Source organism: Curtobacterium sp. JUb34 (assembly GCF_003755065.1).
Taxonomy (GTDB): Bacteria; Actinomycetota; Actinomycetes; order Actinomycetales; family Microbacteriaceae; genus Curtobacterium.
Genome location: NZ_RJVH01000002.1, coordinates 86092 through 97878 on the forward strand (window position 1 = coordinate 86092; position 11787 = coordinate 97878).

The 11787-nt window shown below is 72.7% G+C and carries 6 protein-coding genes; 2 read left to right on the forward strand and 4 right to left on the reverse strand.

All coding sequences use genetic code 11. The features are described from left to right. Window positions 1-2: 2 nt before the first annotated feature. Window positions 3-1838 carry a hypothetical protein gene (locus tag EDF63_RS06935; protein ID WP_123312305.1) on the reverse strand — a complete coding sequence of 612 codons (1836 nt, stop codon included), beginning with the start codon at window positions 1836-1838 and terminating at the stop codon, window positions 3-5. A gap of 184 nt (window positions 1839-2022) precedes the next feature. Here EDF63_RS06935 and EDF63_RS06940 point away from each other — a divergent pair, with 184 nt between their 5' ends. Together EDF63_RS06940 and EDF63_RS06945 are read left to right on the forward strand one after the other, a co-directional pair. Then, window positions 2023-3765: a hypothetical protein gene (locus EDF63_RS06940; protein WP_148061743.1), complete on the forward strand. Its 1743-nt coding sequence runs from the start codon at window positions 2023-2025 to the stop codon at window positions 3763-3765. Then, window positions 3762-4769 (forward strand): tetratricopeptide repeat protein, encoded by a 1008-nt coding sequence (locus tag EDF63_RS06945; protein WP_123312307.1) that lies wholly within the window; start codon window positions 3762-3764, stop codon window positions 4767-4769. The genes EDF63_RS06940 and EDF63_RS06945 overlap by 4 nt, the downstream gene beginning before the upstream one ends. An 89-nt stretch (window positions 4770-4858) precedes the next feature. On the opposite strand, the gene glgB is transcribed toward EDF63_RS06945, so the two are convergent. The 3 genes from glgB to EDF63_RS06960 all read right to left on the reverse strand — a co-directional run bounded on the left by glgB (window position 4859) and on the right by EDF63_RS06960 (window position 11756). Next, a complete protein-coding gene (glgB, locus tag EDF63_RS06950) occupies window positions 4859-7396 on the reverse strand; it encodes a 1,4-alpha-glucan branching protein GlgB (protein WP_123312308.1) in 2538 nt (845 codons plus the stop codon). Next, window positions 7393-9393 carry a maltotransferase domain-containing protein gene (locus EDF63_RS06955; RefSeq protein ID WP_260233005.1) on the reverse strand — a complete coding sequence of 667 codons (2001 nt, stop codon included), beginning with the start codon at window positions 9391-9393 and terminating at the stop codon, window positions 7393-7395. The genes glgB and EDF63_RS06955 overlap by 4 nt, the downstream gene beginning before the upstream one ends. A 248-nt stretch (window positions 9394-9641) precedes the next feature. After that, window positions 9642-11756: a glycogen-debranching protein gene (locus EDF63_RS06960; protein ID WP_123312309.1), complete on the reverse strand. Its 2115-nt coding sequence runs from the start codon at window positions 11754-11756 to the stop codon at window positions 9642-9644. Window positions 11757-11787: the final 31 nt, after the last annotated feature.

An 11787-nucleotide genomic window follows, 5' to 3' on the forward strand; every position in this document is an offset into this window, starting at 1 on the left:
GGTCAGCGCCCGGCGGCGTCCTCGTCGTCGGTGGTCTCGGACGCGCCGCCCGGAGCGGTCCCGAGCAGCCCGGTCGCGTGCGTCAGCACGCCGCGCAGGTTCTCGAGGTACCCCGCCACCGCTTCGCGCTCGGTGCGGATCGCCGACAGGCGGTCCTCGGCCTCGGCGGTGATGGCGGCGGTGCGCTCCTCGGCGTCCGAGACCATCCGGTGCACGCGGTCCTGGGCGTCGGCGACGATGGTGCGGGCGTGCTCCTGCGCCTCGGCGGTGCTGGTGCGTTCGAGGTCGTCTGCTTCCTGCTGGAGCCGCTCGGCGCGCTCCCGTGCCTCGGTGGCACGGCGGGTGGCCTCGGCGAGCTGCAGGTTCGCCTCGTCGAGGTACTTCTGCGTCTCCGTGACGGTCTCGTGGTGCTTCTGCAGGTAGTCCTGCTCGGCGTCGTCCCGGCGCGAGGCGAGCTCGGACTCGAGGGTCGTGCGGGCCTCGTCGCGCTCGCGGGCGACCTCGGCGCGGGCCTCGTCGCGTTCCTTCGCCAGGTCGGCGCGGGCCGTGTCGATCTCCTGACGGAGGGCGGTGCGCTCCGCCTCGAGCGCGTCGAGTTCGGCGGAGCGACGGTCGGCGATCTCGGTGTCGACCTCGGCGTGCTCGCGTTCGCGGCGGGCGGCCAGGGCGTTCTCGTGCTCGCGGTCCGCGCGCTCGGCGGCGGCCTCGGCCTCGGCACGCTCCCGGGCGATGCGGGTGTCGTGCTCCTCGAGCTCGCGGGCGATCCGGTCGGCGGTCTCCTGCACGAGCCGCTCGTTCTCGATGCGCGTCTGCTCCTCGTCGACACGCAACTGCGCTCGCACCGCCTCGGCTTCCTGCGCGAGGGCCGTGCGCGCCGAGGCGAGCTCCCGGTCCCACTCGGCGCGGGCGGCCGCGAGTTCCTCGTCCACGACGCGGCGGCGGTCTTCGAACTCGCCGTCGATCTCGGCGCGGCGGCGGTCGACCTCCGCCTGCAGCTCGGCGCGACCGGTCTCGATCGCCAGGGCGTGCGCCTGCTGCTGCTCGTCGCGCTCGCGGTGCCACGCGGCGCGCCCCTCGGTGACCTCACGCTCGAGTGCCTCGCGGCGGGTGGCCTCTTCGTGGTCGAGGTCCGCGACGCGGCGGGCGTGGTCGGCCTCGAACACCGAGCGGCGGTGCTCGGTCTCGCGGTCGAGGTCGGCCGCTGCCGTACGGGAGTCGGCCGACTCGCGCTGGGCGATCTCGCGCAGCTCGGCGACCTCGTGCTCGACCTGGGCGCGCAGGGCGTTCGTCTCGCGGATGGCGACGGAGCGGACCTCTGCGGCCTCGGTCACGGCGGCGCCGCGGATGGCAGCGGCCTCGTTGCGGGCGTCCTGGGTGAGCAGGCCGGCCTCGGCGCGGGCACGCTCGACGGTGTCGGCGGCCTCGGCACGCGCACGGGTGAGTTCGTTGGTGGAGCGGGTGCGGGCGTCCTCGAGGGTGTCGCGGGCTTCCTCCTGCGCCTCGCGCACGGTGCGGTCGGCCTCGGCACGGCTCGACGCACGCAGGCGCTGCGCGTCGATGTCCGCCTGGCTGATCAGTCGGGTGGACTGCTCCTCTGCCACGCGCAGGGTGGACTCGAGTCGCGTGCCCAGCCCGCTGTAGGTGGGGGTACCGGCCTCGTCGAGCTCGCCCTGGAGCTCCGAGACGCGGGACTGCAGGAGGCGGATCTCCTTCGCCGCGTCGGCGCGGTCGGTGTTCGACTTGATGAGCTCGCGGCGCAGGTCGTTCAGTGCACGGTCGACGTCGTCGCGGCGGTACCCGCGCAGCTCGGTCCCGAACTCGGCCTCGTCGTTCGCCACGTGTCGCTCCTGGGTGCTCGGCGGAGGGCCCGATCCGGCCCGCGGTCGATTGTAGTGGTGGCCCGACGGGCTCGTCTGAGTCCCGCGACAGCCCGGATGGATGCGCTGCTCAGCCATGCTCGCTATCCTGAGTCGCTGATTCGCGCGCCGACATCCCCACCCCGGCGCGGTAGGGAGAGTGTTCGTGCGATTCGTCCTGGCGATCGTCAGTTTCGTCATCGGCCTGCTGCTCGTCGCGCTGGCGGTGGGACAGCGGACCGTGTTCGCTCCGCCGTCCTCGCTCGTCGCGGACAGCTCGACCACCAGCTCCGCTCCGGTCACGGTGATCCCCGGGTCGACGCTCAACGCGAACCCCGGCTACCAGCGCATCAACGTCTCCGGATCCGGCAAGGTCTTCGCGGCGTACGGCAAGACGGCCGACGTCGACGCGTGGGTCGGTGACGCCGAGCACACCACGCTCCGGTTCGACGCCGAGAGCGCGAAGCTCGTCGGCAAGACCACCGGCTCCGAGGCGTCCGTCCCGTCGCCGAAGGGCAGCGACCTCTGGTACCAGGAGTACGACGGCTCCGGGCAGTTCACCGTCCGTCTGCCGCAGGACGTCTCCGTGCTCATCGTCAGCGACGGCACCGCCGCCGCGCCGAGTGACGTCTCGGTGACCTGGCCGCAGGACACCGCGACCCCGTCCGTCGGGCCGCTGCTGGTCGCCGGTGGCGTCTTCGCCGTCGGTGGCATCGTCCTGCTGGTCCTCGCGTTCCTGCACCAGCGCCGCGGGCGTGGGCCCCGTCGTCGCAGTGGGGGCACCCGGCCGCCGCGCGTCCGGGCCTCACGCCGCGCCGCTGCGGCCGGTGCCCAGGTCCCGACCAGGGGCCGCCGCGGGTCGCGTGCGTTCATCGCGGTCCCCGTGGTGCTCGTCGGCACGCTCGCCCTGGCCGGCTGCTCGTCCGACTACTGGCCGCAGGGCGGAGACCCCTCGCTCGCGACCCCGACCCCGACGGCCAGCGCCACCGGCGCGGCCGAGACGACCGAGCCGACGGCGGCGACCAAGCAGCAGATCACCCGGGTCGTCGAACGGATCGCCGCGGTGGCGAAGCAGTCCGACGGTGCCCGCGACCGCGACCTGGCGAAGACCCGCTTCACCGGGGCGGCGCTCGACCTGCGCCTCGCGAACTACTCGATCCGCGGCAAGGACTCCGAGGCCAAGGCGCCGCCGGCGATCTCTGCAGGTCAGGTCTGCGTCGCGTTGCCGCAGCAGACCGACACCTGGCCGCGCACGGTCTTCGCGATCGTCGCCGAGGACTGCGACGCCAAGTCGGCACCGCAGGCCCTGACGCTCGTGCAGGACACCGCGCGCGACCCGTACAAGGTCGCGTACGACGTCTCGCTCGAGGCCGACGCGAAGATCCCGAGCCTCGCCCCGACGTCCATCGGCGCCGCGCTGCTGGCCCCGCAGTCGAAGCTGCTCGCGATCGCCCCGGACCAGGTCGCGACCGCCTACGGCGACATCCTGTCGAAGGACTCGAAGAGCGAGTACGCCGACCTGTTCGCCACCGAGGGGGACGGTCTCCGCACCACCATCGGCAAGGCGTACAAGGACAAGAAGGCGAAGTCCCTGCCGGACACGGCGAAGATCGAGTACTCGTCCGAGGCCCCGGCGGACTCCGCCGTCGCGATCGCGACCGACGACGCCGGCGCGCTCGTCTCGGCCGACCTCGACGAGATCGAGAAGGTGACCCCGACCGCCTCCGGCGCCGAGGTCAACACCGAGGGCGCCGTCAAGGCGCTGTCCGGGGTGGACACGAGCAAGAAGGGCATCAGCGCCACGTACGGCGTCCAGCTGCTCTTCTACGTGCCGCCGGTCGCCTCGGATGACAAAGTGGTCCTGCTCGGGTTCACGCAGGGCCTGACCGCAGCGAGTGAGGTGCAATGAGCAACATCCCCCCGACCCCGTCCGGGCTCCGCGGAGCCGTGGACCTGTCGTCCCTCGTCGACCGCGCACAGCGGCCGCCCCAGCCGCCCGCCGGTGCTCCGGCGCAGGCGGGCAGCCCGACCGGCGCCGCCGCCCCGGGCACCGAGTCCGGCGCCGACCTGACCGTCCCGTCGCTCGTGTTCGACGTCACCGACGACACGTTCCAGGACGTCCTGCAGCTGTCCTCCGTGGTGCCGGTGATCGTCGACATCTGGGCGGAGTGGTGCGGGCCGTGCAAGCAGCTCTCGCCGATCCTCGAGCAGCTGACCGCCGAGTACGGCGGCCGTGTGCTGCTCGCCAAGGTCGACGCCGACACGAACCCGCAGCTCGTGCAGGCGTTCCAGGCGCAGTCGATCCCGACCGTGGCCGCGCTGATCGGCGGGCGCCCGCTCGGGCTCTTCGTGGGCGCGCTGCCCGAGGCGCAGGTCCGCGACGTCTACGAGCAGGTCCTCCAGGCAGCCGAGCAGAACGGCGTCTCCGGTCGCGTCACCGTGGACGGTGCCGCCGCGCCCGAGGACACCGCCGAGCAGGGTGAGCCGGAGCCGGAAGAGCTCCCGCCGCACCACCAGGCGGCCTACGACGCGATCGAGCAGGGCGACTACGCCACGGCGATCGCCGAGTACAAGACCGCGATCCTGCAGGACCCGCACGACCAGATGGCCGTCGCGGGGCTCGCACAGGTGTCGCTCCTGGACCGTCTGAACGGCCACACCGCCGAGGACATCCGTGCCGCCGCCGGTGCGGGTCCGCAGGACGTCCAGGCGCAACTCGCGGTCGCCGACCTCGACATCTCCGGTGGGCACGTCGAGGACGCCTTCGGACGCCTGCTCGACCTCGTGCCGACGGTGTTCGGCGAGGACCGTGAGGCGCTGCGCGTCCGGCTCGTCGAGTACTTCGAGCTCATCGGGACCGACGACCCGCGCGTGGTCGCGGCGCGCCGTCGCCTGGCGAGCGCCCTGTACTAGACCCGGCACGAGACGGACGGGAGGCCCGGTGCCAGCTGGCACCGGGCCTCCCGTCCGTCTGTCGGTCGCGTCCAGGACGCGGGCCGCAGCTAGCGGGCGAGCTGCAGCCAGACCGCGCCGAGCGGCGGCACCACCAGGTGCGCCGAGGCGGGGCGGCCGGCCCACGGGGTGTCCTCGGCCGTGACGACCCCGAGGTTGCCGACACCGGAGCCGCCGTACTCGGCGGCGTCGGTGTTGAGCACCTCGTGCCACGCACCGGCCTGCGGCAGCCCGAAGCGGCGTTCGACGGGCACGCCCGAGAAGTTCACGAACACCGCCAGCCGGTCGTCGCCGTCCTTGCGCAGGAACCCGAGCGTCGAGTGCGGTGCGTCGCCACCCTCGATCCACTCGAAGCCGTCGGCTGTGCTGTCGTGCGTCCAGAGCGCGGGCGTGTCCTTGTAGACCCGGTTCAGCTCGGCGACGAGGTCCTGCACGCCGCGGTGCCCAGGCTGGTCGAGGAGCCACCAGTCGAGCCCCTTCGCCTCGGACCACTCCGCGGGCTGGGCGAACTCCTGGCCCATGAACAGCAGCTGCTTGCCGGGGTGTGCCCACATGAACGCCAGGTACGCGCGGACGTTCGCGAGCTTCTGCCACTCGTCGCCGGGCATCTTGCCGTACAGGGAGCCCTTGCCGTGCACGACCTCGTCGTGGCTGATCGGCAGGGTGAACTGCTCGCTGAAGGCGTACACGAGCGAGAAGGTGATCTCGTCGTGGTGGTAGCTGCGGTACGCCGGGTCACGCTGCACGTACTCGAGCGAGTCGTGCATCCAGCCCATGTTCCACTTCTGGCCGAACCCGAGCCCCCCGGCGCTGGTCGGCTGGGTCACGCCGGGCCACGAGGTGCTCTCCTCGGCGATCATGACGATGCCCGGGTAGCGCTTGTACGCGGTGGCGTTCGTCTCCTGCAGGAACGCGACGGCGTCGAGGTTCTCCCGCCCGCCGTGGATGTTCGGCAGCCAGTCGGTGCGGGAGTAGTCGAGGTACAGGATCGAGGCGACGGCGTCGACGCGCAGGCCGTCGATGTGGAACTCCTCGAGCCAGTACAGGGCGTTCGCGACCAGGAAGTTCCGGACCTGCGGCTGCCCGAAGTCGAACACGTAGGTGCCCCAGTCGAGCTGCTCGCCGCGACGGGGGTCCGGGTGCTCGAACAGCGCGTGGCCGTCGAAACGTCCGAGGGCCCACTCGTCCTTCGGGAAGTGCCCGGGGACCCAGTCCATGATCACGCCGATGCCGGCGGAGTGCAGGCGGTCGATCAGGTACCGCAGGTCGTCGGGGGAGCCGTAGCGCGCGGTCGGGGCGTAGTAGCCGGTGACCTGGTAGCCCCACGAGCCGCCGAACGGGTGCTCGGCGAGCGGCAGGAACTCCACGTGCGTGAAGCCCGTGTACTGCACGTGCCCGATGAGCTGGTCGGCGACCTCGCGGTACGACAACCCGGGGCGCCACGAGCCGAGGTGCACCTCGTAGATGCTCATCGGGTGGTCGTGCGTGGTCGTTTCCGCGCGCCGCTCCATCCAGTCGCGGTCGCCGTCGGACCACGTGTAGCTCGACTCGGTGATGACCGAGGCGGTCGCCGGCGCGATCTCGGCCTCGCGGGCGAACGGGTCCGCGCGCTCGACCCAGCCGGAGTCGGTGAGGATCTGGAACTTGTACCGCTGCCCTGCGACCGCGCCGGGCCAGAACAGCTCCCAGACGCCGAGGTCGCTCAGGCGGCGCATCGCGGTGGTGCGGCCTTCCCAGCCCTCGAAGTCGCCGATCACGCGGACGGCGGTGGCGCGGGGCGCCCACACGGCGAACGCGACGCCGTCGACCCCGTCGATGGTGCGGACGTGCGCGCCGAGGTGGTGCCAGAGCTGCTCGTCGCGGCCCTCACCGAACAGGTGCAGGTCGAGCTCGCCGAGCGTCGGGGCGAACCGGTACGCGTCGTCCGTGGTCCAGGTGGCGTCGTCGTCCTCGGAGGACTCGTCGAAGTCGTAGTCGGCCTCGACCCGGTAGCGCCCGAGCTCCTCGGCGGTGGCACCGGCCCAGAGACCGTCGCCCTCGTGGGTGAGCTCCACGTCGTCGCCGTCGAGCCGGACGAGGCGGACCGCCTGCGCCAGGTGACGCACCACGCGGACGCTCGTGCCGCCGTCGACCGGGTGCGGGCCGAGGACGTCGTGCGGCTGGGACCAGCGGCCCTCGGCGACCTGCTGGCGGAGCCACTGTTCGAGCGGTGCCGGACGGGGGCCGGTCCCGTCGGCCGGGGCGGGCTCCGCGGCCGGTGGCGACGGCAGGGCGCCCGACGGGGCGACGGTGGACGGGCCTCCCGGCTGCGGGGCGGCGTCGACGGACGGCACCCGCGGGTGCGTGGCGTCGGCGGGGTGTCCCGCCAGGGTGGCGGACTCGTCGACCCCGCGGTCGGGTGCCTCGCGCGGCGCGGCGGGCGCGCCGGGCAGGTCCTCGTCGGGGGCGGAGACCCGCGGCTCGTAGCGCGGCTCCGGCGACGCGTCGGACGGTGTCCGCGCCGGCACGGGTGGCGGCGGGGGCGGTACCGGCGGGACGGCGGGGCCCCGGCGGGGCGGCGGCTGGGGTGCGGTCGGGTCGTTCGTCATCGGTGCAGTCCTTCCACGACGAGCAGGTGCACGGGTTCCTGGAACGCGTCCAGGCGGACGTAGTTCGACGAGCCCCAGACCCAGCGCTGCCCGGTCACGACGTCGCGGACGTCGAACCGGCTGTCGGCCGGCAGGCCGAGCGCAGCGAGGTCCAGGTGCACGGTGGTCTCACGCGCCGAGTGCGGGTCGACGTTCGCGACGACGATCACGGTGTCGGCGTGCCCGGAGCGGATGAACTCGCCGGACAGGTGCTTGGAGTACACGACGGTCGCGGGGTCGTCCGCGGCGTGGACGTGCAGGTTCCGCAGCTGGCGGAGCGCGGGATGCGCGGCACGGAGCCGGTTGAGCATCGTCACGTACGGGGCGAGGGACGCGCCCTCGGCCTCGGCGAGCGCGAAGTCACGCGGCTTGTACTCGTACTTCTCGTTGTCGATGTTCTCTTCCGAGCCCGGTCGGGCGACGTCCTCGAACAGCTCGTACCCGGAGTACATGCCCCACGTCGGGGCACCGGTCGCGGCGAGCGCTGCACGCACCTTGTAGCCGGCGCGGCCGCCGAACTGCAGGTACTCGGTGAGGATGTCCGGCGTGTTCACGAACAGGTTCGGACGCAGGTAGTCGCTCGTCTCGTGCGACAGCTCCTCGAAGTAGGACTCGATCTCCTCCTTCGTGTTCCGCCACGTGAAGTACGAGTACGACTGCTGGAACCCCACCTCGGCGAGTGCGCGCATCATCGCCGGACGGGTGAACGCCTCGGCCAGGAACACGGTGTCGGGGTGCTCGTCGCGGACCTCGCGGATGACGCGCTCCCAGAACCAGAGCGGCTTCGTGTGCGGGTTGTCGACGCGGAAGATCCGGATGCCGAAGTCGATCCAGTGCCGGAGCACGCGCAAGACCTCGGCGACCAGGCCCTCGGGGTCGGAGTCGAACTGGATCGGGTAGATGTCCTGGTAGCGCTTCGGCGGGTTCTCCGCCGTGGCGATCGAGCCGTCGGCGCGCTGCGTGAACCAGTCCGGGTGCTCGGTGACCCAGGGGTGGTCGGGGGAGCACTGCAGCGCGAAGTCGAGCGCGACCTCCATGCCGGTGTTCTTCGCGGTCTCGACGAAGTCGCGGAAGTCGTCCTCGGTGCCGAGGTCGGGGTGGATCGCGTCGTGCCCGCCCTCGGGGGAGCCGATCGCCCAGGGGCTGCCGGGGTCGTTCGGGCCGGGGGTGAGCGTGTTGTTCGGGCCCTTGCGCGCGGTCGTGCCGATCGGGTGGATCGGCGGCAGGTACACCACGTCGAAGCCCATCCGGGCGACGGCGGGCAGACGGCGGGCCGCGGTGCGGAAGTCGCCGCTCTTCCAGGAGCCGTCGGGGTTCTTCTTCGCGCCTTCGCTGCGGGGGAAGAACTCGTACCAGGCGCCGACGCCCGCGCGGGCGCGTTCGACGTCGAGCAGCTGCGTCGGGGAGTGCGTGCGGAGCGAGGTGAGCGGGGCCTCCTCGACCTCGGCCACGATGCGCGGGTCGTCGACGGCGGCCAGGCGCTCGGCCGGGTCGAGGTCGGTGTCGCGCACCGTCGCGGCTGCGCGGGTGGCGGCGGGCGAGTCGGTCTCGTCGGCGAGCCGGTCGAGCAGCAGGGCGCCGTCGAGCAGCGTCGCCTCGGTGTCCACACCGGCGGCGATCTTCAGCCGTGCGGCGTGCAGCCACGTCGCCCAGTCGTCGGAGTACGACTCGACGTGCCAGGTCCAGACACCGACGTGGTCGACCTGGACGGTCGCCTCGTAGCGGTCGGTCCCGGGCGCGCCGAGGGCCAGTGGGACGGTCCTGGTGCCCCCGTCCGGGCGTTCGAGCACGAGGTCGGCGCCGATGATGCCGTGTCCTTCTCGGAAGACGGTCGCACCGAACGTGATCACCTCGCCGTCGAACGCCTTGCCGGGGAACCCGTTCGGCGTCCTCGGAGCGAGTTCGGTGATCGGGATGCGCCCGATCTTCGGTCGGCGGGGTCGGTCTGCGGTGGCCACGTGCCGAACCTACCCGGAAGCCGCCCGGACGTTCCCCGGAACGCGTGTCGTGTGGACAGCTCGACGGTCGCTCGTGCCGGTGGAGGGACGGACGGGAGGCGCGGGACGGGGCCGCCACGGGCCTCCCGTCCGACCGTCGATCGGGACCACGCTGCGCCCCGCCGCGGTCATCGCGCCCCGACTCTCCGGGGCGCGATGACGTTGACGGGGCGCAGCGCGCGAGCGCGCGAGCGCGCGAACGCCCGGCGCTACGCCACCTCGAACAGGTGGATGCCGGGGCCGTACGCGGTGAACACCTGACCGGCGGGGCGGAGCCGCTCGTGGTCGCGGTGCTTCTCGCTCGACCACGCGAGCCGGTAGCCGAGCACGTCCTCGCGGACCGGCAGCGTCAGGTCGCGCGTGCGCCCGCTGCCGTGCACGACGACCAGGACGCGGTCGTACGGCTCGTGCTCCGGCGTCGACTCGGCGAAGTACTGCAGGACACGGTGCACCGGCTGGTCCCAGCCCTCGACGGTCATCGGGTGCCCGTCGGGTCCGTACCAGGACATCCGCGAGGCCCCGGGGGTCTCCTGGCCCTCGACGCCGAAGCGCGTCGGTCGGAGCGCGGGGTGCGCGGCGCGGAACCGAGCGAGCGCGGCGACGGCCTCGGTCATCGACTCGGCGTCCTCGTCGTCGGACCAGTCCACCGGGGTGAGGTCGTCGGAGACCACGTACGCGTTGTTGTTGCCGTGCTGCGTCCGGCTCCGTTCGTCGCCCGCGGTGAGCATCGGCACGCCGGCCGAGAGCAGCAGCGTCGCGGCGAGGTTCCGCATCGAACGGCCGCGCGCTGCCCGGACGCCGCGGTCGGCCGTGTCGCCCTCGATGCCGTGGTTGAACGAGCGGTTGTCGTTCGAGCCGTCGCGGTTCTCCTCACCGTTCGCCGCGTTGTGCTTGCCGTCGTACGACACCAGGTCGAGCAGGGTGAACCCGTCGTGGGCCGTCACGAAGTTGACGCCCGCGAGCGGACCCCGGTCGGCGCCGAACAGGTGTCGGGAGCCCGTCAGGGCGCCGGCGAGCGCGCCGATGCCCGTGTGCGGCATGCCGTTGCGGCGTTCCTCGGCGATGTCGGTGAGCCAGAACTGCCGCACGGTGTTCCGGAACCCGTCGTTCCACTCGCTGGTCCGGGCGCCCGCCGCGCCGAACGAGCCGGTCTTCCAGCCGTCGGGGCCGACGTCCCACGGTTCGGCGATGACCAGGGTGTCCTGCAGGTCGGGGTGGTTCCGGATCCGTTCGAGCAGTGGGTGCTGCGGGTCGAACACGTGGTGGGCGTCGCGGGCAAGAGCCGCCATGAGGTCGAAGCGGAAGCCGTCGACCTGCACCTCGCGGGCCCAGTACACCAGGCTGTCGACGATCAGGTCGGCGGTGGCCTCGACCGAGGTGTCGAGGGTGTTCCCGCAGCCCGTGGTGTCGTAGTAGGTGTCCCGGAACGGCGGCTGCGCCTGGGTCCACCGGTACCGATTCGCGCCGTCGATGCCGCGCAGGCTCGTGGTGGGTCCGCCGAGCCCTTCCTCCGCCGTGTGGTTGTAGACGACGTCGAGCACCACCTGGATGCCCGCCTCGTGCAGCAGCCGGACCATGCCCTTGAACTCGCGCAGGACCGCGGACGCGCCCTCGGCCCGGGCCGGTGCCGAGGCGTGTGCGGCGTGCGGCGCGAAGAACCCGAGCGTGTTGTAGCCCCAGGCGTTCTCGCGGCCGGCGTCCCGCAGCCAGTTCTCGGTGTCGAAGGCCTGCACCGGCAGGAGCTCGAGCGTCGTGACACCGATCCGGTGCAGGTGCGCGATGGTGCTCTCGTGCGCCACCCCGGCGTACGTGCCGCGCAGGTGCTCCGGCAGGTGGGGGTTCGCGGCGGTCAGGGTGCGGACGTTCGCCTCGTAGACGACGGCACGGTCGAGCGGGACCAACGGCTTGACGACGCCGCCCCAGTCGAAGGCGTCGTCCACGACGACACTCGTCCAGCGGGACGTGCTGGTCCCGGTGACGGCTCCGGGCCCGGCCCCGTCGTCGGGTCCGCTCTCGTGCGCGCCGGTCGGGGCGATGCCGCGGGCGTACGGATCGAGCAGGGGCCGTGTCGGGTCGAACTCGTTCCGCGGACCGACGGGGCCGTCGACGAGCAGGTGGTACCGGTCACCGGGGACGACGCCGGGCGTCTCGGCCGCCCACACGTCGGTCGCCGGCAGCCGCTCGAGCGGGTACCGGGCCGACTGCCCGTCCGCTCGCTCGACGACCACGACGACGGCCGTGGCGGTGGCGGACCGCAGGGAGAACCGCGGGACGTCGGCCCCGAGGTCGAACCCCGGGGTGTGGTCGATCGCTGTCTCGTGCACCCGACAAGGGTACGAGGACCGGCGCGTATCC